This is a genomic window from Actinoplanes sp. NPDC049118 (assembly GCF_040648555.1).
Classification (GTDB): domain Bacteria; phylum Actinomycetota; class Actinomycetes; order Mycobacteriales; family Micromonosporaceae; genus Actinoplanes.
Genome location: NZ_JBEZDY010000019.1, coordinates 110,586 through 134,046 on the forward strand (window position 1 = coordinate 110,586; position 23,461 = coordinate 134,046).

At 72.5% G+C, this 23,461-nt stretch carries 20 protein-coding genes; 8 read left to right on the plus strand and 12 right to left on the minus strand.

Annotated elements, in window-relative coordinates:
• Positions 1 to 30: 30 nt before the first annotated feature.
• Together AB0B58_RS28115 and AB0B58_RS28120 are read left to right on the plus strand one after the other, a co-directional pair.
• Entirely contained in the window at positions 31 to 750 is a 720-nt protein-coding gene (locus AB0B58_RS28115) for an HD domain-containing protein (protein ID WP_360229593.1), read from the plus strand.
• A gap of 19 nt (positions 751 to 769) precedes the next feature.
• A complete protein-coding gene (locus AB0B58_RS28120) occupies positions 770 to 2,401 on the plus strand; it encodes a glycoside hydrolase family 13 protein (RefSeq protein WP_360229595.1) in 1,632 nt (543 codons plus the stop codon).
• On the opposite strand, the gene AB0B58_RS28125 is transcribed toward AB0B58_RS28120, so the two are convergent.
• The 3 genes from AB0B58_RS28125 to xylA are packed head-to-tail and all read right to left on the minus strand — an operon-like array spanning position 2,379 to position 6,432.
• The gene (locus tag AB0B58_RS28125) at positions 2,379 to 3,797 is read right to left on the minus strand and encodes an MFS transporter (protein WP_360229597.1); all 1,419 of its coding nucleotides are present in this window, start codon (positions 3,795 to 3,797) and stop codon (positions 2,379 to 2,381) included. The two genes, AB0B58_RS28120 and AB0B58_RS28125, sit on opposite strands and share 23 nt — an antisense overlap.
• Before the next feature lie 10 nt (positions 3,798 to 3,807).
• Entirely contained in the window at positions 3,808 to 5,223 is a 1,416-nt protein-coding gene (gene xylB, locus AB0B58_RS28130; RefSeq protein WP_360229599.1) for a xylulokinase, read from the minus strand.
• Between the two features lie 21 nt (positions 5,224 to 5,244).
• Positions 5,245 to 6,432 carry a xylose isomerase gene (gene xylA, locus AB0B58_RS28135; RefSeq protein WP_360229601.1) on the minus strand — a complete coding sequence of 396 codons (1,188 nt, stop codon included), beginning with the start codon at positions 6,430 to 6,432 and terminating at the stop codon, positions 5,245 to 5,247.
• A gap of 89 nt (positions 6,433 to 6,521) precedes the next feature.
• Here xylA and AB0B58_RS28140 point away from each other — a divergent pair, with 89 nt between their 5' ends.
• On the plus strand, positions 6,522 to 7,688 hold the full coding sequence (locus tag AB0B58_RS28140) for an ROK family protein (protein WP_360229710.1): 1,167 nt from the start codon (positions 6,522 to 6,524) through the stop codon (positions 7,686 to 7,688).
• Positions 7,689 to 7,692: 4 nt separating this feature from the next.
• Here the strand turns inward: AB0B58_RS28140 and AB0B58_RS28145 are convergent, their stop codons facing one another.
• Complete coding sequence (locus tag AB0B58_RS28145) at positions 7,693 to 8,172, minus strand: MarR family transcriptional regulator (RefSeq protein ID WP_360229603.1); 480 nt, start codon at positions 8,170 to 8,172, stop codon at positions 7,693 to 7,695.
• Positions 8,173 to 8,222: 50 nt separating this feature from the next.
• Here AB0B58_RS28145 and AB0B58_RS28150 point away from each other — a divergent pair, with 50 nt between their 5' ends.
• The gene (locus tag AB0B58_RS28150; RefSeq protein ID WP_360229605.1) at positions 8,223 to 9,353 is read left to right on the plus strand and encodes a PP2C family protein-serine/threonine phosphatase; all 1,131 of its coding nucleotides are present in this window, start codon (positions 8,223 to 8,225) and stop codon (positions 9,351 to 9,353) included.
• A gap of 54 nt (positions 9,354 to 9,407) precedes the next feature.
• On the opposite strand, the gene AB0B58_RS28155 is transcribed toward AB0B58_RS28150, so the two are convergent.
• The 3 genes from AB0B58_RS28155 to AB0B58_RS28165 all read right to left on the minus strand — a co-directional run bounded on the left by AB0B58_RS28155 (position 9,408) and on the right by AB0B58_RS28165 (position 13,292).
• A complete protein-coding gene (locus AB0B58_RS28155; protein ID WP_360229607.1) occupies positions 9,408 to 11,105 on the minus strand; it encodes a VWA domain-containing protein in 1,698 nt (565 codons plus the stop codon).
• A 247-nt stretch (positions 11,106 to 11,352) separates the two neighbouring features.
• Complete coding sequence (locus AB0B58_RS28160) at positions 11,353 to 12,411, minus strand: lactonase family protein (RefSeq protein WP_360229609.1); 1,059 nt, start codon at positions 12,409 to 12,411, stop codon at positions 11,353 to 11,355.
• Positions 12,412 to 12,488: 77 nt separating this feature from the next.
• Positions 12,489 to 13,292: a hypothetical protein gene (locus tag AB0B58_RS28165; protein WP_360229611.1), complete on the minus strand. Its 804-nt coding sequence runs from the start codon at positions 13,290 to 13,292 to the stop codon at positions 12,489 to 12,491.
• Positions 13,293 to 13,453: 161 nt separating this feature from the next.
• On the opposite strand from AB0B58_RS28165, the gene AB0B58_RS28170 reads away from it, so the two are divergent.
• On the plus strand, positions 13,454 to 15,145 hold the full coding sequence (locus AB0B58_RS28170; RefSeq protein ID WP_360229613.1) for a BTAD domain-containing putative transcriptional regulator: 1,692 nt from the start codon (positions 13,454 to 13,456) through the stop codon (positions 15,143 to 15,145).
• 4 nt (positions 15,146 to 15,149) lie between these two features.
• Here AB0B58_RS28170 and AB0B58_RS28175 read toward each other — a convergent pair whose 3' ends face one another.
• Genes AB0B58_RS28175 through AB0B58_RS28190 form a run of 4 tightly spaced genes read right to left on the minus strand, consistent with a single transcriptional unit; the run spans position 15,150 to position 19,536 of the window.
• A complete protein-coding gene (locus AB0B58_RS28175; RefSeq protein WP_360229615.1) occupies positions 15,150 to 15,749 on the minus strand; it encodes an ATP/GTP-binding protein in 600 nt (199 codons plus the stop codon).
• Positions 15,730 to 16,116, minus strand: a complete 387-nt coding sequence (locus tag AB0B58_RS28180; protein WP_360229617.1) for a DUF742 domain-containing protein — start codon at positions 16,114 to 16,116, stop codon at positions 15,730 to 15,732. The genes AB0B58_RS28175 and AB0B58_RS28180 overlap by 20 nt, the downstream gene beginning before the upstream one ends.
• Positions 16,106 to 16,525, minus strand: a complete 420-nt coding sequence (locus tag AB0B58_RS28185; protein ID WP_360229619.1) for a roadblock/LC7 domain-containing protein — start codon at positions 16,523 to 16,525, stop codon at positions 16,106 to 16,108. The genes AB0B58_RS28180 and AB0B58_RS28185 overlap by 11 nt, the downstream gene beginning before the upstream one ends.
• Entirely contained in the window at positions 16,525 to 19,536 is a 3,012-nt protein-coding gene (locus tag AB0B58_RS28190) for a nitrate- and nitrite sensing domain-containing protein (RefSeq protein WP_360229621.1), read from the minus strand. The genes AB0B58_RS28185 and AB0B58_RS28190 overlap by 1 nt, the downstream gene beginning before the upstream one ends.
• Before the next feature lie 439 nt (positions 19,537 to 19,975).
• On the opposite strand from AB0B58_RS28190, the gene AB0B58_RS28195 reads away from it, so the two are divergent.
• The 3 genes from AB0B58_RS28195 to AB0B58_RS28205 are packed head-to-tail and all read left to right on the plus strand — an operon-like array spanning position 19,976 to position 22,844.
• Complete coding sequence (locus tag AB0B58_RS28195) at positions 19,976 to 20,617, plus strand: hypothetical protein (RefSeq protein WP_360229623.1); 642 nt, start codon at positions 19,976 to 19,978, stop codon at positions 20,615 to 20,617.
• Positions 20,618 to 20,629: 12 nt separating this feature from the next.
• Positions 20,630 to 21,724 carry a hypothetical protein gene (locus AB0B58_RS28200; protein ID WP_360229625.1) on the plus strand — a complete coding sequence of 365 codons (1,095 nt, stop codon included), beginning with the start codon at positions 20,630 to 20,632 and terminating at the stop codon, positions 21,722 to 21,724.
• A 55-nt stretch (positions 21,725 to 21,779) separates the two neighbouring features.
• Positions 21,780 to 22,844, plus strand: coding sequence for a WYL domain-containing protein (locus AB0B58_RS28205; protein WP_360229627.1), 1,065 nt, complete (start codon positions 21,780 to 21,782; stop codon positions 22,842 to 22,844).
• On the opposite strand, the gene AB0B58_RS28210 is transcribed toward AB0B58_RS28205, so the two are convergent.
• Positions 22,820 to 23,299, minus strand: a complete 480-nt coding sequence (locus tag AB0B58_RS28210) for a hypothetical protein (protein WP_360229629.1) — start codon at positions 23,297 to 23,299, stop codon at positions 22,820 to 22,822. The two genes, AB0B58_RS28205 and AB0B58_RS28210, sit on opposite strands and share 25 nt — an antisense overlap.
• Between the last annotated feature and the right edge of the window lie 162 nt (positions 23,300 to 23,461).

Genomic DNA, 23,461 nt, shown 5'->3' on the forward strand with positions numbered 1-23,461 from the left:
GAGCGCCTCCGTCGGGTATACCTGTTCGGCATGGCGCCAAGGATGCTGCTCACGATGCCGTTGCACGCGATCACCGAGGTGTACGGCGAGGCCGGGCTGCGCGAGCGGTTCGCCCTTGAGCTGCAGGAGCTGCCGGCCGGCGACCGCCGGCAGCTCGAGGAGGCGCTGGACCTGGCGGCCCGGCTGCACGCCGAGGACCGCCGCGTCCGGGAGCCGTACCTCAACCACCTGCTGCGGGTGGCGATCCGGATCATGCGGTACTACGGGATACACGACGTCGACGTGCTGACGGCGGCGTTGCTGCACGACGCCGTCGAGGACCATCCGGCGGAGCTGGCCGGCCTGCCGGAGTCGCTCGGCCACAAGGTGCTGACGGACGCCGCCGTCGCCGAGCTGGCCCGCCGGTTCAACCGCCGAACGGCCGAGCTGGTGCGGGCGGTCACCAACCCGGAGTACGACCCGGAGTTCGACAGGCACGAGCAGTATCGGGCGCACGTCGCGGAGAGCCTCGAGCGCGACCCGTGGGCCCGGGTCATCAAGGTGTCCGACTTCACCGACAACGGCGTCGGGGTCATTCACACCACCTACGACAAGGCCCGCAGCTCCGCGATCAAGTACCGGCCGCTGGTGCCGAAGCTGCGCGAACTGGTCGGGCGCCCGGACACCCCGCTTTCGCTCGCCGCCAAGGACCACATCCTGGACCAGCTCGATTTAGCAGAGGAACGGTTCGCCGCGATTCTCGACGGATAGCGCGGCTAGCCTGGGTGACATGCCATCCCCCACGGAGCACTGGTGGCGCAGCGCCGTCATCTACCAGATCTATCCGCGATCCTTCGCCGACAGCGACGGCGACGGGATGGGCGACCTGCCGGGCATCACGGCGCGCCTGAGCTACCTGCGCGACCTCGGGGTGGACGCCGTCTGGCTCTCGCCGTTCTACCCGTCGCCGCAGCACGACGCCGGTTACGACGTGTCCGACTACCGCGCCGTCGATCCGATCTTCGGCGACCTCGGCGACGCGGACAAGATGATCAGCGAGGCCCGGGCCCTCGGGCTCAGGGTCATCATCGACCTGGTGCCCAACCACACCTCGAACGAGCACGCCTGGTTCCGGGCCGCGCTGACCGCCGGCCGCGGCAGCCCCGAGCGGGAGCCATACATCTTCCGCGACGGGCGCGGCCCGGACGGCGCCGAACCGCCCAACGACTGGCGGAGCGTCTTCGGCGGCCCGGCGTGGGAACGCCTCGACGACGGCCAGTGGTACCTGCACCTCTTCGACGTCTCCCAGCCCGACCTCAACTGGGGCAGCGAGAAGGTCCGCGCCGAGTTCGAGTCGGTGCTGCGCTTCTGGCTCGACCGCGGCGTCGACGGATTCCGGGTCGACGTGGCGCACGGCCTGATCAAGGACGCGACCCTGGCCGACTGGCAGTACGCGGGCGAGATCCTCGGCGGGCTCGGCCCCGAGGGCGCCCCGCCGCCGCCGATGTGGGACCAGGACGGCGTGCACGAGGTCTACCAGCGGTGGCGCACGATCCTCGACGAGTACCCCGGCGAGCGCATCCTGGTGGCCGAGGCCTGGGTGCAGCCGGCCGAGCGGCTCGCCCGCTACGTGCGCCCGGACGAGATGCACCAGGCGTTCAACTTCGAGTACCTGGACGCGCCCTGGTCCGCCGACCCGCTGCGCAGGATCATCGACTCCACCATGACCGCGAACGCCGCGGTCGGCGCCCCCACCACGTGGGTGCTCTCCAACCACGACGTGGTGCGGCACGCGACCCGGCTGGGCTACCCGGTCGGCGAGCCGCGCAGGCACGGCATCGGCATCGGCGATCCGCAGCCCGACGCCGGGCTGGGGCTGCGCCGGGCCCGGGCGGCCACGCTGCAGATGCTCGCGCTGCCCGGCTCCGCCTACCTCTACCAGGGCGAGGAACTGGGGCTGCCCGAGGCGACCGAGATACCGGACGAGTTCCGGCAGGACCCGGCCTGGGAGCGTTCCGGGCACGCCGAGCGCGGCCGCGACGGCTGCCGCGTGCCGATCCCGTGGGAGGCCGACGCCCCCTCGTACGGCTTCGGCCCATCGGACGCCAGCTGGCTGCCTCAGCCGGCGACCTGGGCCGAGTACGCCCTCGACCGCCAGCGGGGCGTCACCGGCTCCACCTACGAGCTGTACCGCTCCGCGCTGCGCCTGCGCGCCGGGCACGGTCTCGGCGGCGGGGCGCTGACCTGGGTGGACACCCCGGCGGAGGTGCTGGCGTTCCGCAACGCCGACATGCTGGTGGTGACCAACTACGGCGCCGCACCGGCCGAGCTGCCGCTCGGCGCCCGGGTCCAGTTGTCCAGCGAGCCGCTGGCCGACGACGGTCGCGTCCCGCAGGACGTCACGGTGTGGGCGCGGGTCTGATCTTCGCCTCCGCCTCCTCCCTCGCACGATAGGTGGCCAGGGCGGCATGGGTGTCGGCCATGTCCCTGGCGACCGTCCGGCTGGCGAGCCAGTACATGACGCCGGTCGGCACGAAGAAGAACTGGAAGGCGGCCAGGCCGACGGCGTAGTTGAGCGGTGGCGGGAAGGCGCCGGACAGGCCCCGGAACGCCACCGCGATCAGCACGTTGCCGCCGGCCCGGCCGAAGCCGTTGACCAGGTTACCGAGGCTGTAGACGGTGCCGCGGTGCTCGGGCGGGTTAACGTCCGCGATGAGCGCGAACCAGTTCGGCGAGTTCGCCGAGGTCAGCGCGAGGGCGAAGATCGCGGTGGCCAGGCTCAGCCCGACGGTCGGCTCGGTGTAGACGTTGCGCAGGATCGCGCCGACGACGGCGCCGGTGCTGCCGCCGTCCGGCACGTCGATGCGGAACGGCACGAAGAACAGCACCACATAGAACGGCACGGCGGCGAGGACGCCAACGGCCGCGACCAGGGCCCGGCCCCGGGGCGTACGGCGTTGCAGCCGGTCGCCGACGAGGCCGCCGAGGATCGACAGCGCACCACCCAGCTGGAACATCGTGGCGAAGACGCTTCCCACGATCACCGCCGTGGGTGCCGAGTAGCCCTGGTCCTCGGCGCGGGCCCGGAACAGCACCGGCAGCCAGACCAGTGAGCCGAAGGCCACCTGCGCGGAGAAGCCCTGCAGGATCAGCCAGACGTTGGTGCGCCGGGCCAGGATCCGCGGCAGGTCGTCGCGGTGGATCCGCTCCTCGTAGTCGACGCCCTCGAGCTCCGGCTGGCTGTCGCCGCGCGGGACGTCGTAGGTCAGCATGTACGCCACCGTGGCGATCAGGCCCGCCGCGGCGACGATCAGGAACGGCCGCCGCCAGTCGGTCGAGCCGAGCAGGCCGCCGATCAGCGTCCCGGCGAGCGTGCCGATGCCCTGCGACAGACCCCAGAAGCTCATCACCAGGCCCCGGCGGCGCGGCGAGATCAGGTCACTGACCACGGAGAAGCTGACGCTGGCCACGCCGCCCAGGCCGATCGCCGCGAGCACCTGAGACAGCAGGAACGACGAGTAGCTGCCGGCCAGGCCGGACCAGGCGGTGCCGAGGACCCAGATCACCGTGCCGGCGATCAGCACCGGCTTGCGGTTGGTGCGGTCGCCCGCGTACGCCCAGCCGATCGCCGCCACCGCGCTGATCAGGAACATCACCGTGGTGGCGAGTGCGATCCGGCCCTCGCCCACGCCGAGTTCGCCGCCGATGCTGCGGTACAGCGGCGGGACGAGGCCGATCGCGACGTTGTCCAGGGACGCGAGGATGACGAAGACGACCACGCTGTACGCGCGATGCGCCGGTCCTCCCCGCAAGCTCACGCGGACGAGGTTAGCGGGACACCCGGTCGATCACGGCGTCCCGGGCCGACGCGTACTGCTCGCGGATCAGCGGAACGCCCTCGTCCTCGTAAACCTCGGGGGTCTCGGCGGACCACGCCGGCGGCGCGTCCCCGCCCAGCGCGACCCACGCGGCCTGGCGGGCGGCCCCGTCCGCGACGTACTCGCCCGGCGGCGGGACCAGGACCGGCAGGCCGAACAGCGCCGGCGCGATCCGGCGAACCGCCTCGCTGCGCGCGCCGCCGCCGACCAGCACGATGCGGTTGGCCGCCGCGCCGTGTGCGACCAGGGCGTCCAGCCCGTCGGCGAGCGCGCAGAGCATGCCCTCGACCGCCGCCCGGGCCAGGTGCGCCGGGTCCGAGGTGCGCAGGGTGAGGCCGTGGACGGCACCCGTGGCGTTCGGCCGGTTCGGGGTGCGTTCGCCCTCCAGGTACGGGATCAGCACCAGGCCGTCCGCGCCGGCGGGCGCGGAGAGCGCGAGCCGGGACAGCTCCCCGTGATCGACGCCGAGCAGCCGGGCCGCCGCGTCGAGCACCCGGGCCGCGTTCAGCGTGACGACGATCGGCAGGAACCGGCCGGTCGTGTCGGCGAAGCCGGAGACGGCGCCGCTCGGATCGTCCGGCGCGACGTCGGAGGAGACGAAGACGGTGCCGGAGGTGCCGATGGAGATCACCACGTCGCCCGGCAGCGCGCCCGCGCCGAGGCCGGCCGCGGCGTTGTCGCCGGCGCCCGGGCCGAGCGGCGCGCCGTTCGGCAACGTGCCCGCGATGCCGGTCGGGCCGAGCACCCGCGGCACGGCGATCCGCCGGCCGAAGCCCAGTTCGAGCAGGTCATGGCGGTACTCCTCGGCCGCGGCCGACCAGTAGAGGGTGCCGCTCGCGTCGCTGCGGTCGGTGTGCAGGCTGTCCAGGCCCCGCGCGCCGGACAGCTTCCAGGTCAGCCAGTCGTGCGGCAGGCAGACCGCCGCCACCCGGGCGGCGTTGTCCGGCTCGTTGCGGGCCAGCCAGCGCAGCTTGGTCAGCGTGAAGCTCGCGACCGGGACGATCCCGACGGCGTCGACCCAGGCCCGGCGGCCCTGGTCGCCGCCGCCGAGCTCCTCGATCAGGTCGGCGGCGGCACCGGCGCTGCGGGTGTCGTTCCACAGCAGCGCCGGGCGCACCACCTCGCCGTTCTCGTCCAGGACCACCATGCCGTGCTGCTGACCGGCGACGGACGCGGCGGCGACGTCGTCCAGGCCGCCGGCCTCGTCGATCGCCTGCCGCAGCGCGGTCCACCAGGCGTCGGGATGTACCTCTGTGCCGTCGGGGTGGCTCGCCCGCCCCTGCCGGATCAGCTTTCCGGTTTCGGCGTCACGGATGACCACCTTGCAGGACTGTGTGGAGGAATCGATCCCGGCTACCAGTGTCATGGGTTCATCTTCCGTTCGGAGTCAGTTCGCGCGCAGCAGGTGATCGATGGCGAGCTGGTGCAGCCGGACGAAGTGGTAGCCCTGGGCTCCGGCCGCGTCGACGTCGTAGTCCTCATAGGAGCCGCGGTCGTTGAGCAGGTCGGCGTAGGTCTCGCCGGCGGCCAGCGTCGGGGTCGAAAGCTCGAGGACCTTGCTGGCGGCGAGCGCCTCCTGCACCCGCGGGTCGGCGCGGAACGCCTGCGCCCGCTCCTTGAGCAGCAGGTACATCCGCATGTTTGCCTCGGCCGAGTGCCAGACGCCGGTGTAGTCCTCGGTGCGCGAGGGCTTGTAGTCGAAGTGCCGGGGGCCGTCGTAGGTCGGCCCGCCGCCGGGTCCGCCGTTCTCGAGCAGGTCGACCAGCGCGAACGCGTTGAGCAGGTCGCCGTGGCCGAAGACCAGGTCCTGGTCGAACTTGGGGCCGTGCTGACCGTTGAGGTCGATGTGGAAGAGCTTGCCGTGCCACAGCGCCTGGGCGATGCCGTGCGCGAAGTTGAGGTTCGACATCTGCTCGTGGCCGACCTCGGGGTTGACGCCGAACAGCTCCGGGCGCTCGAGGTCGTGCACGAACGCGATCGCGTGCCCGGCCGTCGGCAGCAGGATGTCGCCGCGGGGCTCGTTGGGCTTGGGCTCGATGGCGAAGCGCAGCCCGTAGCCGCGGTCCTCGGAATACTGTGCGAGCAGGTTGAGGGCCTCGCGGTAGCGGTCGAGCGCGGCGTGGATGTCCTTGGCGGCGTCGTACTCGGCGCCCTCGCGACCGCCCCAGAGGACCAGGGTCTGCGCGCCCAGTTCGGCGGCCAGGTCCATGTTGCGCAGCACCTTGCGCAGGGCGTAGCGCCGGACGCCGCGGTCGTTGCTGGTGAAGCCGCCGTCCTTGAAGACCGGGTGGGTGAAGAGGTTGGTGGTCACCATCGGCACCACCATGCCCGTCTCGTCCAGGGCCTTCTTGAAGGCGGCGATGATGCCGTCGCGGCTCTGCGCGTCGGAGCCGAACGGGACGAGGTCGTCGTCGTGGAACGTGATGCCGTAGGCGCCGAGCTCGGAGAGCTTGTGCACGGCCTCGATCGGGTCGAGCGGGCCCCGGGTGGCCTCGCCGAACGGGTCCCGGGCCTGCCATCCGACGGTCCAGAGACCGAATGAGAACTTGTCGTCGCGCGTGGGCTGGACCGACACGGTTACCTCCACGTAACAGAGCTGATTTGTTTATTGGTTGAATTATTTGACCGGCGTGTGGCATTGTCAAGGGCGTGACGGGGCGGATGATGAGTGCGACGGGGTCGCCGGTCCGGCAATCGAGCGTGCGGGCCCATAATCTCGCGCTTGTTCTGCAAACCGTGGCGAACAGCACAGGTCAGATATCTCGGGCATCGGTGGCCGGGGTCACCGGCCTGACCCGGGCCACGGTCTCGGCACTCGTCGACGACCTCGTCACCGGCGGGCTGCTCACCGAGGTCGAGCCCGCGCCGCGCAGCGGCGCCGGCCGGCCCGCGGTCGGGCTGACCCTCGCACCGGACGGCCCGGCCGGACTCGGGCTGGAGATCAACGTCGACTACCGGGCCGCCTGCGTGGTCGACCTGGCCGGCACCGTCCGGCACCGCCTCGTCGAGCCCGGCGATCAGCGCCTGACCGGTCCCGGCACCGCCATCGCCGCGCTGGGCCGGCTCGCCGCCCGGGCCCGGGCGCTGGCCGAGGCGGACGGGCTCACCATCGCCGGGGCGGCCCTGGCCGTGCCGGGCCTGGTCACGGCGCACGGCGTCGTCCGCATCGCCCCCAATCTCGGATGGCAGGACGTCGCCGTCGGCGACCTCCTCGGCGACCTGCCGGTCACCGTCGACAACGAGGCGAACCTGGCCGCGCTCAGCGAGCTCGGCACGGCCGAGCCGCCCCGCGACTTCGTCTACATCTCCGGCGAGATCGGCATCGGCGCCGGCATCGTGCTGGACGGCGCGCTCTACCGCGGCACCCGGGGCTGGAGCGGCGAGATCGGCCACATCCCGATCAACCCCGACGGCCCGGCCTGCCGCTGCGGCGCCCGCGGCTGCCTCGAGCAGTACGCCGGCCAGGAGGCCGTGCTGCGCGCCGCCGGCGTGACCACCGTCGAGGCCCTGGCAGGCGCCGCGGCCGACGGCGGGACCGCCGCGCTGACCGCGCTTGCCGCCGCCGGCGGGGCCCTGGGCATGGCGGTGGCCGCGGTGGTCAACCTGCTCGACGTGAAGACGATCGTGCTCGGCGGCAGCTACGCCTCGCTGCTGCCCTGGCTCCGCGAGCCGATCGCGGCCGAGGCCGGCCGGCGGGTGCTCACCGCGGCCTGGTCGCCGGTGCGGCTGCACGCCGCCACGTTCGGCCCGGACGCCGCCATGCGGGGCGCGGCGGGTTCGGTCGTCCGCGCGCTGCTCGACGACCCCGCCGCGTGGCTCGCCCGGCAGTGACCACTCAGGCCGTACGGGCGGTCTCGGCGGCCGCACCCGGATCGGCGGCCGCGGCGAACTCGGTCAGGCCGCGCACCAGCGCCGTCCGGCCCGCGGATGTCATCCGCTCCAGCACCTCCGCGAGCAGCTCCCGGCGGGTGGCCCGCAGGCGCTCGAGCAGCTGGCGCGACGCCGGCGTCAGATACAGCGCGATCTCGCGCCGGTCGGCCTGGCCCGGCACCCGCTCGACCATGCCGGAGGCGACCAGGCGGTCGCACAGCCGGCTCGCCGAGGAGAGGATCATCTTGAGCTGCCCGGCCAGGCCACGCAGGTTGATGCCCTGCTCGCGCTCGATCACCAGCAGGGCGTTCAGCTGGGGCCAGGAGAGCCGGGGAGTCATCCGCTCGCGGGCGGCGTCCCAGGCGGCCAGCAGGGCGGGCGCGGCGTCGTCGACTGCCGCGGCACGCATCGGGTCCGGCCCATCCGGCCCATGGTGTTCGGCCATGTTGCAGCAGAGACTACCCTTGCGGCGGAGACTGTCCAGGTGGTGAAGCCATGTCCGACCGGTTGACCGCCGTGCAGCGCGCGCTGACCGATGCTCCGGCCGACCTCATCGTCGAGTGTCTGGCGGAGGCGGTCGCCCGCGACTACGCGATCGACATCGAGCTGCTGCTCGTCGACTACCGCCTGGCCGCCCTGCTGCCGCTGACCGGCGGCCCGCCGCTGACCCGACCCGGCGAACCCGCCTGGCGCTCCTTCGACCACCAGTCCGAGGTCAGGGACGGCGAGGTCGGCTACCTGCCGGTGACCGGGCGCGGGGAGCGCATGGGCGTGCTGCGGTGCTCCCCCGCCGCCGACTCGGCCGAGACCCGGGGTGAGCTCGCCGAGATCGCCACGCTGCTCGCGCACGAGCTGCAGGCGGCGTCCGCCGGAACCGACCGGTACACGTCGGCGGCCCGCACCAGCCGGCTCACGCTGGCCGCGGAGATGCAGTGGGAGCTGCTGCCGGGTCGCAGCCGGATCCGGCCGTCGTTCAGCCTGGCCGGGCAGCTCGAACCCTCGTACGCGGTGCGCGGGGACAGCTTCGACTGGGCGGAGCAGGACGGCCGGCTCTACCTGAGCGTGCTCAACGGCCACGGCGAGGGTACGAGCGCCGCGCTGCTGACCTCGCTGGCCACGTACGCGTTGCGCAACGCCCGCCGCGCCGGGCTGCCGCTGGCCGACCAGGCCGCCCTGGCCGACCAGGCGGTCTTCGCGCAGCACCGAGGCGACCGGCACGTGGAGACGCTGCTGCTGGAGCTGGACCTGGACTCCGGCGAGATGCAGGCGGTCGATGCGGGGTCGCCGCGGATGATGCTGCTGCGCGACGGCGACGTACTGGACCAGCCGCTCGAGGCGCAGTTCCCGCTGGGCATGTTCGAGTCCTCGGAGTACGCGCCGCAGTCGTTCACCCTGCGCGCCGGCGACCGGCTCTTCATCGTCAGCGACGGCGTGTTCGACGCCGCGACGGGCACCAGCCGCTACGGGGAGGCCGCGCTGCACCGCTTCGTGCGGCGGACCGGGTCGCTCGCGCCCCTGCAGGCGGTGCGCTCGCTGCTCGGCGACCTGCGCGTGTTCGTCGGCGGGGACCTCGAGGACGACGCGGTGGCCGTCTGCCTGGACGTGACCGCCGCATCTCGGCAATGAAACGGCCGCCGGACCCTTGGGAGGATCCGGCGGCCGGTTGGGTCGTTCCGAGCGTCAGCGCGCGGCGCCCGTGCGGGACGAGATCGCCTCGAGGAAGATCTCACCGATCTTCGCCGGGTCCTGCGCGATGAAGACGCCGCCCGAGCTCGAGGCGTTGGTGATGGTCTCGAGCTCGGTGCGGTCGACACCGGGTCCGATGCCGATGATGACCATCCGCACCGGGCGCTTCGGGTCGGCGAGCTTCTTCAGCTCGTTGACCAGGGTCCGCTGATCGATGCCGTCCTTGTTCTCGTTCTGCCCGTCGGTGAAGAGCAGTACCGAGTTGACCCGGCCGGCCTGCCACGTGTCCTGCACGTTCTTGTACGCGGCCAGCGCGGTGTCGTAGAGGCCCGTGCCACCGTTCTCTTTCGGCGTGATCTTGCTGATCGAGTCCTGGATCGCGGCCCGGGACGAGGTCAGCGGGCTGATCGGCACGACCTGCTTCCAGGGCCGCTTGCCGACCAGCTCGGTCGAGAAGAGCCAGACGCCGACCGCCCACTTGTCGTCCATGAGCGAGAGGCCCTGCGAGGCCGCGGCGCGGGTCACCGCGGCGCGGGTCACGTTGCCGGCCGTCGGCACCTTGTCGAGCATCGAGCCCGACACGTCGAAGACGGCAAGCGCGCGGCCCGGCAGGGTGATGGCGGCCCAGCTACCCAGCACCTGGTTGATCGAGCTGGCGTCGAGGCCCGCCGCGGCGGTGCCCTCGGTGCCGGTCGCGGGCGCCTCGGCGGCTGGGGAAGGCTGCGGCGCACCGACCGGCCCGGCGAAGCCGGCGCCGACCGTGCCGTCGGGGCCACGCAGGCCGGCCGAGGCCAGCAGGTTCTTGAAACCGGGCTGCTGCAACGCCTCGCGCAGCCCGGTGGCGGCCGCGGACTTGGTCAGGTCGACCTCGGGCATGACCGCGAACGGGTAGTCCAGCGGCGGCGTCGGCTCGAGGTAGAGGGCGGCGAGCTTCACCTGCGGACGCTCCGCGTTGTATGCGATCACGTCCTCCTCGGACAGCGGCGCGGCACTCACGGCGCTGGCGAGGTCGGCCGCGTCGAGCGACCGCGGGAACTTCTGCATGAGGTCGTCGCGCAGCGAGGAACTCCCCGCCGCCAGGGCACGCAGCGCACCTACCTGGGTCGCCTTCGCCTCCGGACCGCCGCCGGCGGCGCCGCCGAGCGCCAGCAGACCGGCGAGGCCGGCCGAGTCGCGCGTCGGGTCGACGATGCCGGTACGCAGCGAGTTGCCGGTCGTCATCTTCTGCAACAGGTCTTTCCAGGTGAGCTTCTTGTCAGGCCAACCGACCTGCTGCGCGATGGGTTCGGGCATGGCGATCACGACCGGGCTCTGCGCGACCGACTTACCGTCGGTCGGCACGAAGCCGGACGCCTCCGACCGCAGACGCAGCAGCCAGGTCGACGAGTCCGCGATCCACACGTCCGGCAGGACGGACGACTTGCCGCCCGAACCGATGCCCGTGAGGGAGACGCCGTGCTTGGCTGCCACGGCCGAGGCCGTAGTGGCGGGGTTTACGCCGGACACGTTCACGGCGACACAGGTTCCGTTGACGTTGGCACCGCCGGAGGTCCACTGCTGGGCAGCTTGTTCCACGGCGGGAGCGATCTCGGTGGCGGCTGCGACGGTCAGTTTGATCTGACCTGAGCATCCGGCATCGGCGAGACTCTGGTAGCCGAGCCAGGAACCGGCGAGGACAACCACGATCGCCATCGCAGATGCGACGACGCCGGCTCCCCTGAGATTGAAGTTTCTGCGATGGCGGCCTGACACGCGCTCCATACTGCGCATCTCCGGACCTGAATGCCATATACGTTCGGACGAAACTTACTCGGATTGGAAATTCCCGGTACCTAATTCACTTTCCGTAGCGAAGCGCCTCCGGGCCGTGTGCGGATCTTGGGGGTCTCTGCCGGATTTCGGCCGGTAACGTCGGCGCGCCGTCGCCGTCCGCTATAGGTCATCCGCTCACCTGGAGACCGTTCCAGCGCAGCAGGCACGTCGGACTGCCTTCGCCCACCGGCTCGCCCTGGGACTGCGGAATGCCGGTGTCCGGGTCGATGCGGAAGATCGTGACGTTGTGTGAGCGCTCGTTCGCTACGTAGAGATGGTCGCCGAGCAGGGCGATGTGCCGCGGCCAGGCACCGCCGACGGCCACCTCGGCGACCAGCGTGCCGCCCTCGGGCTCCCAGGAGAAGACGGAGACGGTGTCCGGGCCGCGGTTGGCCACGTAGACGAAACGCCCGTCGCGACCGGTGGTCAGCTCCGACGGGTGGTTCGGCTTCCCGGCGCTCGTCGACGCGCCACCGGCCTGCCGCAGGCCGCCGTCGGCCGGGTCCGGGCGGTACCAGCTCAGCTCGCCGGCCAACTCGCCGACCAGCAGCAGCGCGCCGTCGATGGAGTGCAGCAGGTGCCGCGGGCCGGTGCCGGGCGCCGCGACGACGGCCGGGCCGGCCAGGACGAGCCGGCCGGAGATCGGGTCGAGGCGGGCCCGCCACACCCGGTCCGAGCCGAGATCGGAGATCAGCACGTCCGCGCCGTTCGGATCCGGCGCGACCATGTGCGGGTGCGGGCCCTCCTGACGGTCCGCGACCGGGCCCCCGCCCTGCAGGTCGAGCAGGTCGCAGTGCTCGCCCGGTACGCCGTCGGCGTCGAGCGGGAACACCGCGACGCTGCCGCCGGCGTAGTTGGTCACCAGCAGGTGGCGGCCGTCGGCGGCGACGGCGAGGTGGCAGGGCGCGCCGCCGCCGGTGGACTGCACGGCCACCGGGGTGAGGGAGGCGTCCCGGTCGACCGCGAACGCGCTCACCGTGCCGGCGTCCAGCTCGTTGACCGCGTACAGCACCGGGCGGCGCGGGTGCTGGGCGAGAAAGGACGGCGAGGGCGTGCGGGCGGCGAGGCCCAGCCGGGTCAGCTCGCCGGTGGCCGGATCGCGGCGCAGCAGCGCGATGCCCTCGCCCTCGCCACCGCTCTCGCCCGTGTAGCAGCCGACGAAGACGTACTCATCGTTCGCGCCCATGCACCGATCCAATCACGCGGAAGCGACAGGCGCGCGGACCCCCGTCCGACCCGCGCGGCTGCCGCCTCTGCGCCACCTCAGCCGTTCAACAGCTCGTAGGCGTCCTTTGACGCCTTCTGCTGCTGGTCAGCCGCGGGCGCCGTCGGCGTCGGTGCCTTTCCGTAGTCGCTGTAGGTCACCTCGTACTCGGAGGCCTTGTACTTTCCGGCCGCCGGGATCCGCACGACCGTGGAGAGCAGCCGCCCCTGGCCGTCGACGGTGGCCTCGAACGGCACCGCCCTGGCCCGCGCGCCCAGCGCCGCGAGCCGTTCCTGGTCGACGATCTCCGCCTGACCCTGCCGGGTGAGGTCGGTGGTGCCCGCGAACCCACCCGCACCGGTACGCCGGACGTCGACGATCGCCGCAAGCACGGCGCCGGCCTCGCCCGGATCCGTCTCGCCGTCGTAGCCGAGCGGGATCTCGTCGGTGTTCTCGACCTTGGCCGGGTCGATCAGCATCCACTTCTTCGGCAGCTTCGGGAGCCCGGTCAGCCCCTCGGTGCCGGTGAACCGCATCCTGATCCAGGTCCGCTCCTCGACGACCAGGAAGTCGGAGTGCATCGTGAAGCCGGCCTCCGGTTCGCGGTAGCGGAACCCGATCCGGTAGCTCCGCCTGCCCGCGTCGAAGTCGCCGGAGGCCGGCGCCTCGCCGCCCTCGACGGCGAAGTGGAAGCTGCCGGTCTTGGCGTCCGGCAGCGACTTGAGCAGTGTTTCCCGCGGCGCCTCCGAGGCGGCCGCGGCCGGCTCCCGCGCGGCATCGGCGAGGCCGCAGCCGCCTGCGGCGGCCACACCCACGGCAACGAGGGCGGCGACGGCCGCCGGCCGAACCTTACGAACGTTCATCGACTCATCGCTTTCTCCGCGCGGCGGCCCGTCCCGGTCCGCCTGTCGGGTTGACGCATTGAAGCCTCGGAGACAGTGCTGCCGTCGCGCTGCGGCTATGCTGCTGCCGGCTGCCGTTCCGCTGCCGTTACACAGGTGTGCTGCTCAAGGGGGTTGGCGCCGTGACAGACGCGCCCGCGGGCCGCACGCTGAGGTTCGAGATCCTCGGCGCGGTCCGGGCCCTACGCGGCGACGAACCGGTGGATCTCGGCCCCGCCAAGCAGCGTGCGGTACTCGCGGTGCTGCTGCTCGAGGCGGGCCGGCCGGTGCCGACACACCAGATCGTCGACGCGGTGTGGGGCGACGGGCCTCCGGAGAACGGCGCCAACGTCGTGCAGAAGTACGTGGCCGGGCTGCGCCGCGTGCTCGAGCCCGAGCGCTCGCCGCGTACCCCGGGCGAGCTGATCGCGCTGACCAACGGTGGGTACGTCCTGCGGGCCGACCCCGACGCGCTGGACGCCGAGCGGTTCCAGACCGGCCTGGCACGGGCCTCCGCGGAACGCCGGGCCGGGCAGCTCGTCGAGGCGGCCGAGACCCTCCGCGAGGCGCTGGACCTGTGGCAGGGCGAGGCGCTCGCCGGCCTGTCGGGGCCGGTCTTCGAGGCCGCCCGCAACCGGCTCTCCGACGCCCGCGCCACCGCCTGGGAGAAGTGGGCGGACATCGAACTGGCCCGGGGCAACCACACCGGGCTCATGCCGGACCTGGTCCGGCTGGTCGAGCAGTTCCCGCTGCGCGAGGGGCTGCGCGCACAGCTGATGATCGCCCTGCACCAGGGCGGCCGGCAGGCCGAGGCGCTGGCGGTGTTCCGTGACGCCCGCGCGTACTTCCTCGACGAGTTCGGCGCCGAGCCGGGCGAGCGGATGCAGGAGACCCACCGGCGCATCCTGCGCGGCGAGCCCTTCTACGCCGAGCCCGTCGACCCGTGGGCCGCGAGCGACGAGATTCCGGTACCCCGCGGTCCGGCCGGCGACGCGCCGCCCGCGGCCACCTCCGGCTCACTCATCGCGGCGCCGTCGGGCTACATACAGCAGTACGTCCCGCCGGACCCCACCGAGATCGTGGCGGCCCCCGCATCGCCGGGCCACCCGCCGCTGTCCCCGTGGGGTGGGGCCCCACCGCCTCCGGCGTACGCGGCGCCGCGGCGGCGGTTCCCGATCGGCGAGGTCATCTTCGCGGCCCTGCTCCCGTTCGTCGTGTGCTCGTTCGGCAGCTGGATCTACTTCGTGTACGCGGGCGCCCGCCGGCAGGACAAGCGCCAGTTCCTGGTCGCGGTCGGCTACGCCCTGCTGTTCGTCGTCGCGCTCGTCTTCGCCGCGATCGACCCCAGCCCGCTGGAGAGCCCGGACCTGAGCACGGCGGAGGCCATCGGCTTCCTGATGTTCATGGGAATCGCCGTCGTCGCGTCCGTGCACGGCGCGGTCCTCGCCTCCCACCCCGGCGACACACCGGGTACCCGGAGCCTGCGCGAGCAGGCACGCCAGTTCGCGCTCTTCGACCCGGCGCGCGCCCGCCAGCTGGGCATCGGCCGGCCGGATCTCCTGCGCGCCTTCGACGACGGCGGGCTCGTCGACGTCAACCACGTGCCCGGGCACGAGCTGGCCCGGCTGCCCGGACTGAGCTCGGAGCAGGCGCACCGGATCGTGATGGACCGGCTCAACCGCGGGCCGTACGCCCGGCCCGACGAGCTGATCGCGCGCGGAGTCCTGCCGGCACGGACGGTGTCCCGGCTCGCCACCCGGCTGATCTGCCTGCCGGTGACCCCGGCGAACACCCCGGCCGGCTGGCATTCACCACACTCGGCACCGCGCGGCTGAGCCCCTAGCGGGAACCGGCGGCCAGCAGCTGCCGGCGGGCGACGTACTCGACCAGCTCGATCAGGACGTTGCGGGCGGCCAGCGGCTCGCGCGCGTCGAACTCCACCACCGGAACGTCGGGGTCGAGGTCGAGTGCCCGGCCGACCGCCTCGGCGCCGAATCGGCGCTCCGAGTCGAAGCAGTTCACGGCGACCACGAACGGCGTGCCCCGCTGCTCGAAGTAGTCGATCGACGGGAAGCAGTCCGCCAGGCGGCGGGTGTCGGCGAGCACGACGGCGCCCAGCGCACCCTGCGACAGCTCGTCCCAGAGGAACCAGAAGCGGTCCTGCCCGGGCGTGCCGAAGAGGTAGAGCTGCAGATCCTCGGTGATCGTGATGCGACCGAAGTCCATCGTCACCGTCGTCGTCCGCTTCGCCTCGACGCCGGAGGTGTCGTCGGCGCCCTCGACGCCGGTCAGCACCTCCTCGGTCTGCAACGGCCGGATCTCGCTGACCGAGCCGACCATCGTGGTCTTGCCCGCACCGAACCCGCCGGCGATGAGGATCTTGAGCGCGACCGGGATGCGAGAGCGCGTGCCGTCTCGGTCAGAGCGCACGGAGTCCATTGACAACCGCCTTGAGTACGTCGACGTCGTGCGGCTGAGAGGCCGCGGGGGGCTCGTAGAGCGAAATGAGTCCCGCTGAGCGTAGATCACCCAGCAAGACCCGGACGACCCCGAGGGAGAGGTCCAGTTTGGAGGCTAGTTCGACAATCGGCGTCGGCTCCCACGCCGCGCCGACGATCGCGTGATGCTCCGGATGCAACGAGGGCGACGGTGTCGCCTCCGCCATCGTCGCCACCACGAACGCGACGAGATCGAATTCTCCGCCGGACGGGGCGACCCGGCCTTGCGTCATCGCGTACGGACGGACCACCGGACCCGCGTCGTGGTCCAGCCAGTCGTGCGGCGCGCGCAGCGGATCACCGCCCATTGGACCCGGCGGGCCGCTCGGGGGCGTCCATCGTCTGGCCCACCCGGATCACGAGCATGGCCATCTCGTACGCGATCAGGCCCAGGTCCGCGTCGCTGGCGGCCACCACCGCCAGGCACGCGCCCAGGCCGGCCGCCGTGACCAGGAGGAACGCGTCCTCCATCTCGACGACGGTCTGGCGCACCGGGCCGGCCCGGAAGTGCCGGCTCGCCCCCTTGGCCAGGCTCTGGAAGCCGGCGGCCATCGCCGAGAGATGCTCGGCGTCCTCCCTGCTCATAGCGGCGGACGCGCCCATCATGAGCCCGTCCGCCGACAGCACCACCGCCTGCTGCACCGACGGCACCCGCTCGACCAGGTCGTCGAGGAGCCAGGTGAGGTTGGCGCTCTGGTGGTTCGTCGTGTGTGCCACTATGCGTCCTTCTCCGGCCGGTTCTCGTGGTTCTCATCGGGCGCGTTGTCGGTACCTGCGGGAAGCCCGGCCGCCACCGGGATCTGCACCGCCGGGAACGTGACGGTAGCCGCCTCCGACAACGCCTGCGCCCCCAACGTCTCCTGTTTGTCAGTGACGGATGTCTCGGTGGGTTTCTCCGGGTTCTTGGCGGCGCTGAGGGCGGCGGCCGCGATGCGGCCCTCGGAGGTGCCGCGCTGCAGGGCGCTCATCAGGCTGCGGACCTGCTCCGGGGAGCGGGACGTGCCGGCGCTGACGCGCTCCGCGACCGGGCCCCGCAGTTGCGGCGCGAGGCTGGCCTGCCGAACCCGCCGCGGAAGCAGCGCCTCGTCGGCCTCACCAAGCGGCTCCGCGGGCGCCCGCCGGCCGAGATCCGCCTTGGGCACGAACGGCTCGGACCCAAGGGGGTCGGACCCAAGGGGGTCGGACCCGAGCGGATCGGGCGCGAACGGATCGGGCGCGAACGGATCGGACCCGAGCGGATCGGGCGCGATACCCGGCGCGGAGAGATCCGCCGCGGGGCCGATCGGGTCCGGCTCGATGCGCGGCGCCGGGATGCGGGGCCGGAACGACGCCGGGGCCGGGCCCGGCACGGCGGTCGGACCGTCACCGTGCCGTAGCGGGGTGTCGCCCGCCAGGCCGGTGCCGTTCGCCGCCAGGCCGGTGCCGGCCGACGGCAGCTCCATCGGGGTCAGTCCGGCCGGTGAGGTCAGATTCGGCGGCAGCAGGGCCGGCGGTGCCGCGGGGCCGCCCTTCGCGCGGCGTGGCCGGGTGCGGCGGCGCTGTACCAGGCCGTCCTCGGTGAGCCCGTCGACCACCGCGCTGGGGCTCGGCCCGCTCGGTTCGGCCGGCGTCGCCGGGGTCAGGTCGACGGAGGTGTCGGCCAGGTCCGGGCCCGCGGTGGCGGTTCCGTTGATCGTCACCGGACGGCCGGTCACCGAGATCGAGCGCAGCTCCTCGGTGCCCTGCCACTGCAGGGCCGCGAGCGAGGGGCGCGACGGATCCTCGGTGCCCGTGCCGACCAGCGGCCGGTCCCATGACTTGTCGGAGGGCGACGGCCCGGCGGGCAGCGCGGTCCGGCCCGGTCCGTGCGTCACGAGATCGCCCGGCACCAGGACGACCGCGGTCACCCCGCCGTAGCCGCTCGGGCGCAGCGACACCCGGATGCCGTGCCGGTTGGCCAGCTGGGCGACCACGAAGAGACCGAGCCGGGCGCTGTCCGTCGGGTCGAAGTCGGGCGGCTCGAGCAGCTTGCGGTTGGCCTCGGCGGTCGCCTCGGGCGACATGCCCAGGCCTCGGTCCTCGATCTCCAGGGCGTAGCCGTTCGGCAGGACCTGGCCGACGACCTGGACCCGGGTGCGCGGCGGGGAGAACGACGCCGCGTTCTCCAGCAGCTCGGCGACCAGGTGGATGACGTCACCCACGGCCCGGCCGAGCACCGCGGCGGACTCGATCGAGACGATGTCGACCCGCTTGTAGTCCTCGACCTCGCTGATCGCGCCCCGGACGACGTCGATCACCGGCACCGGGTTGCGCCAGCCACGCCCGGGTGCGGCGCCGGCGAGGATCACCAGGTCCTCGGCGTGACGGCGCATCCGGGTGGCGAGATGGTCGACGCGGTAGAGATCCTCGAGCTCGTCCGGCTCGGTCTCGCGCCGCTCCATGCGGTCTAGCAGGGCGAGCTGGCGATGCAGCAGGGTCTGGCTGCGCCGGGCGATGTTGAGGAATACCTCGTTGATCCCGCGCCGGACGTTGGCCTCCTCGACCGCCGACTGCACGGCCGTGCGCTGCACCTCGTTGAACGCGCGGCCGAGCTCGCCGATCTCGTCGCGGCCGTATTCCAGGGGTGGGGTCTCGACGTCGACGTCGACGGCCTCGCCGCGCTGCAGCCGGCGGACGACGGACGGCAGCCGCTCGCCGGCCATCTCCAGCGCCTCGCCGCGCAGCCGGCTCAGGCGGCCGACCATCGAGCGGCCGATGCGCACCGAGACCACGATCGAGACGACGACCGCGATCAGACCGAGCAGGCCCGCCAGCCCGAGCCGGATGAGCACCTTGGCGGCGACCGGCAGGGCCTCCTGCGCGAGCGAGTCGGAGGCGTTGATCTCGAACGCACGCAACTGCTGCACCGAGGTGTCGTACGCCGGCTGCCACGACGCGGCCGGCACCGGCGCCGCAAGGCCGGGGCGGCTGTCACTGACCAGAAGGTCCTGCAGCTCGCCGAGCCGGTTGAAGGAGGCGCCGTTGCTGAGCCGCCGGTATGCCGTGCGGTCCCGCTCGGGCAGGTCGTTGACGCCCTGGGAGAGCAGGAAGCGGGCGGTGGCGATCGACTGCAGCAACTCGGTGCGGCCGACCGGGCTGAGCTTGCCGGCCGCGTGCGCGCCCGCGAGCAGCGAGTCCGTGCGGCTGAGGTGTTCCCGGCCGCGTCCGATCAGGATGAGGGCGCGGATCTGGCGGTCGATGCGCTCGTCGCTGAAGGTGGCGAGGGCCGAGTACATCTGGAAGGTGCTGTCGACCATGCTGTTGTAGAGGTTCTGCGCGCCGATCGGGTCGACCGCGCGGCGGTCGATGTGCAGGCGGTTGGGGTTCAACCCGTCGAGGTCGGAGAAGACCTGCCCGATCCGGGCCTCCAGCGTGTCGGTCGCGGCGCCCCGGGCGTCGTCGCTGCCGGCGGTGCGCCGGAACTCGGCGGCGGCGCGGTCGGTGGCGGCGCGCTGCGCGACGAGCGCGGCTGCGCTGCCCTCGGAGTCCGCGAGGAACTCGACGGAGAGCCGCCGCTCGCGCTGCAACTCACCCGTCAGCACCTCGCCGGGGGTGCCGACGGTGTCCAGCAGGGTCTGTGCCGACATCAGGTTGAGCGCCGGGCCGACGGTCAGTGCCGTCGCGAAGACCCAGAGCGCGAGCAGGGCCGCGAGCGGCACCGCCACCATCGCGATGATCTTCGAACGGATCGACCAGTTGCGGGTTCTCATCAGACTCCGCCCGAGGGGATGCAGGACTTGCGCAGCGCAGGCCGAGGTGGCCGTCGACGCTTGTTAACGGCCGTTTTCGAGCTGAGCGCGCCTTCGGCAGGATACGTAATGGACGCGATCCGAGCTAGCTCCGCTACGTGCCATAATAAAGCGGACTGTCCTAATTGTCCTGGGGGAACGACATGCGTAACAGGTCGCGCTTTGGCGAATCTCACGACAAAACCGCCCCACGCCGGCCGGGCCGGGGCGGGGCAGGCGGGCGATCTGTCCGCTTACGGTCAGCGGTGAGGCACGGTCCGCCGGCTCGTGTGCGCCTCCGCGAGGACGACGGGGTCAAGTTTCCGGCCACACAGACGGAGGGTTTTCACGCCGGGTTGTCGAATCGGATTGATGACCCTGGTTGGGTGGGCATATCCCGGGGTGAAGAAGGAGGAATCCGATGTCCCCCACAGTCGTGATCATTCTAATCGTCGTCGCGCTGCTGGTCGTCGCCGTCACCGTCTACGGCGTACGCGCCAGCCGCCGCAAGCAGCTTCGCACCACGTTCGGCCCCGAGTACGACAAGGTGGTCGGCGACGCCGACAGCCGTTCGGAGGGCGAGCGTGAGCTCCGTGAGCGCGAGAAGCGCCACGCCGGGTTCGAGCTCAAGGAGCTGTCGGCCGAGTCGAAGGCGAAGTACTCGGCCGCCTGGGAAGAGGTGCAGATCCAGTTCGTGGACTCACCCGGTGAGGCCGTGTCCACCGCCGACGAGCTGGTCACCCAGCTCATCGCCGAGCGGGGCTACCCGACCGGCGACTACGACGACCAACTCGCCAACCTGTCCGTCGCGCACGCCCGGACCCTCGAGCACTACCGCGACGCACACGCGATCAGCGAACGCAACGCGGCCGGCGAGGCGGACACCGAGGATCTGCGGCAGGCCCTGGTCCACTACCGCGCGCTCTTCGCCGACCTGCTCGGCGAGAACCCCGTCCGCACCGAAGGCGCCGCCGCGGAATCCCAGCCGACGGTACCGACCCAACCGATCAACAACCACGACAGCGACGTCGCGGGCTCCCGTCCCGACGCCACGAGCCGCTGAGGAGCCCTGATCATGCGTTTCTTCTCCAACGACGCTCGCGAAGCCGACGAAGAGCTGGCGCTCGACGACCGGCCCGAGCGGGTCCAGTCCGACCCGGTGGCGGTGCCGAACCAGCGCCCGCCGTCGCCCTGGTCGAACACGCCGGCGACGACCGGCGACGCCGTCGACGACGCCGACCGTGCGCGCTCGGACGACGAGCCGCGTGACGACACCGCCGACCCGGCCGACGGCACCGTGAACGATGACGACACGACAGGGGACCCGGACCGGACCACCGCCTTCGGCGCTTCGTCCGCCCGGGACAACGACCGGTGGGGCGCGCCGGGCAGCGATCCGGACGACAGCGCCGTGACCACCGCGGACAGGCCGTACGCGGGCAGCCCCGCCGCCACCGGCCCGGAGGACACCTGGCTGGAGGACGAGGACCGGGTGGACGCGCACGACCACGGCGGCCCGACCGACGAGGTCGACGTCCCGCTGGACGACGAGCCCGCCGCGGGCGAGGCGCCCGCCGACACCGAGGCGGCGCAGGCGAAGTCCGGGAAGGGCGACTCCGAGAAGGCCGAATCCGAATCGGACGAGGACCGGACCGAGGACGAGGACAAGGTCGACGGCCCCGAGGCGGTCGAAACGGTCACCGACGAACCCCGTGACGACGCCGACACCGAGACCTCCCCCGCCTCCGACAAGACCGACGACACCGAGGCGGTGGCCCCGGTGACCGACGCACCGCTCGCGACCGACGACACCCCGGCGGCGGACGAGCCCGCCGTCGACGGCACGGAGCCTGCCGTCGTACCGGTGCCGGTGCCGGTGCCGGTGGGTGCGGCCGCGACCGCATCCGCGGCCAAGGCCGAGACGATCTTCGGCGCGGACGACGCCAAGTCGTTCCAGGAGCGCTGGCGCGAGGTCCAGCTGCGCTTCGTCGACAGCCCGAAGGACGCGGCCGCCGAGGCGACGACGCTGATCGACGAGGCCGTCGAGAAGCTCACCGCCGGCCTGAAGGCACAGCGTGACGACCTGACCGACGACACCGAGGACACCGAACGGCTGCGCCTGCAGCTGCGCGGGTACCGGGACATCCTCAACCGCATCCTGAGCCTGTAGCTCCGGGCACACCGGCCGCGTGCTGTGTGCACGCGGCCGGTGCCATGCTGGGCCGATGCGCGCGTCCCGCCTCGTCTCCCTGCTGCTGTTGCTGCAGACGCGCGGGCGGATGACCGCGCAGGAGCTCGCCGACGAGCTCGAGGTGTCCGTGCGGACGGTCTACCGCGACGTCGAATCGCTGGGCGCGTCCGGCGTGCCGGTCTACGCCGACCGCGGGCCGGCGGGCGGATACCGGCTGCTCGACGGCTACCGCACCCGGCTGACCGGCCTGACCGGCGACGAGGCCGGGACGTTGTTCCTGGCCGGGGTGCCCGGGCCGGCCGCGGAGCTCGGCCTCGGCTCGGTCCTGGCGGCCGCGGAGCTCAAGCTGCGGGCGTCGCTGCCGGGCGAGCTGGCGGACCGGGCCGATCGGGTACGCGAGCGTTTCCACCTGGACGCGCCCGGATGGTTCCGGGCCGACGAGCCCACCCCGCACCTGGCCACGGTGGCCGACGCGGTCTGGCGGGAACGGATGCTCGAGGTGCGCTACCTGCGCTGGAAGGCGCCCCGCGAGGTGACCCGGACGCTGGCTCCGCTGGGTGTGGTCCTGAAGGCGGGACGGTGGTATCTCGTGGCCACGTCGCGGGACAAGGTCACCGCGTACCGGGTGGCGAACGTCCTGGACGCGGCGCTGCTCGACGAGCCGGCGCGGCGCCCGCCGGGCTTCGACCTAGCTTCGTTCTGGGGCGGCTGGACCGAGCGGTATGAGCGCGGTGTCTACACCGCGCAGGCGACCGTACGGATGACCGCCGAGGCCCTCGACCGGATGGCGTACCTGTTTCCGCCGGAGATGTCGCGGGTGGCCCGCGCCTCGGCCGGCCCGGTGGGCGACGACGGCCGGCTGACCACGACCGTGCCCATCGAATCGGTCAGGCACGGCCACACGCAGTTGCTGAGGCTGGGCGCCGACGCCGAGGTGCTGGACCCGCCGGAGCTGCGCGAGCGCCTCGCCGAGACCGCCCGCGGCCTCGCGGGGACGTATCTCGAGGCGGAGCTTCGCGGCGCGGGTGACCCGCTCGGGCCGAAGGACGAGGCCGCGGCGCCGGTCGGGCGGGGTCAGGCGGTCGACGCCTCGGCGTAGACCTGCCCGGTCTCCGCGTCGGAGGGCGGGGACGGCGGCACGTCGGGCTCGTCCTCGGTCGGCGGGTCGTCGGGCGGGGTGGTCGGCTCCGTCGGCGTGCCGCCCCCGGCGCCGGTCGTGTTCGAGGGTGTCGGCGACGACTCCACCGGCGGGGTCGGCGATCCGTCCGATTCGGACGGAGACGGGGTGGCCTTGGTCGCCTCGGGGCGCGCGGTCCTGGTCGACCCGGTCGACTGGTTGCCCGCGCCGGGCTCGTTGTCGATCACCTCGGTGTCGGTCGGCGCGTCACCCGCGCCGGTGCCGCCCCTCGGAGTGCTGTTCTGCTGGACGGTGGTCACCGCCGGCGGCCGGTCCGGTGTCTGCGTCACCTGGCCGAACTGCGCGCCGAGCCACATCGCCGGTCCGAGGCCAACCGCGACGATGGCCCCGAAGAGCGCCATCGGTCCCCGATCCACAGCGCCCCTCCCCCCTGTCAATGACGATCATCGCTGTTCCGCGTGGCCTACTTCTACCCAATTCGGCGAACGGTAAGCGAATGACGCCGATCCCATCATGACGCCTTGTGATGAATCGATGACTCCTGAGTCAGCCATGCGACCCACTACCAACCAGCACGC

Bases quoted from the DNA above. Each gene is read 5' to 3' on its own strand.
- AB0B58_RS28115 (WP_360229593.1), top strand. From the start codon at position 31: ATGGCGCCAAGGATGCTGCTCACGATGCCGTTGCACGCGATCACCGAG.
- AB0B58_RS28120 (WP_360229595.1), top strand. From the start codon at position 770: ATGCCATCCCCCACGGAGCACTGGTGGCGCAGCGCCGTCATCTACCAG.
- xylB (WP_360229599.1), bottom strand. From the start codon at position 5,223: ATGACACTGGTAGCCGGGATCGATTCCTCCACACAGTCCTGCAAGGTG.
- AB0B58_RS28140 (WP_360229710.1), top strand. From the start codon at position 6,522: ATGAGTGCGACGGGGTCGCCGGTCCGGCAATCGAGCGTGCGGGCCCAT.
- AB0B58_RS28145 (WP_360229603.1), bottom strand. From the start codon at position 8,172: ATGGCCGAACACCATGGGCCGGATGGGCCGGACCCGATGCGTGCCGCG.
- AB0B58_RS28150 (WP_360229605.1), top strand. From the start codon at position 8,223: ATGTCCGACCGGTTGACCGCCGTGCAGCGCGCGCTGACCGATGCTCCG.
- AB0B58_RS28155 (WP_360229607.1), bottom strand. From the start codon at position 11,105: ATGGCGATCGTGGTTGTCCTCGCCGGTTCCTGGCTCGGCTACCAGAGT.
- AB0B58_RS28160 (WP_360229609.1), bottom strand. From the start codon at position 12,411: ATGGGCGCGAACGATGAGTACGTCTTCGTCGGCTGCTACACGGGCGAG.
- AB0B58_RS28165 (WP_360229611.1), bottom strand. From the start codon at position 13,292: ATGAACGTTCGTAAGGTTCGGCCGGCGGCCGTCGCCGCCCTCGTTGCC.
- AB0B58_RS28175 (WP_360229615.1), bottom strand. From the start codon at position 15,749: ATGGACTCCGTGCGCTCTGACCGAGACGGCACGCGCTCTCGCATCCCG.
- AB0B58_RS28180 (WP_360229617.1), bottom strand. From the start codon at position 16,116: ATGGGCGGTGATCCGCTGCGCGCGCCGCACGACTGGCTGGACCACGAC.
- AB0B58_RS28190 (WP_360229621.1), bottom strand. From the start codon at position 19,536: ATGAGAACCCGCAACTGGTCGATCCGTTCGAAGATCATCGCGATGGTG.
- AB0B58_RS28195 (WP_360229623.1), top strand. From the start codon at position 19,976: ATGTCCCCCACAGTCGTGATCATTCTAATCGTCGTCGCGCTGCTGGTC.
- AB0B58_RS28200 (WP_360229625.1), top strand. From the start codon at position 20,630: ATGCGTTTCTTCTCCAACGACGCTCGCGAAGCCGACGAAGAGCTGGCG.
- AB0B58_RS28205 (WP_360229627.1), top strand. From the start codon at position 21,780: ATGCGCGCGTCCCGCCTCGTCTCCCTGCTGCTGTTGCTGCAGACGCGC.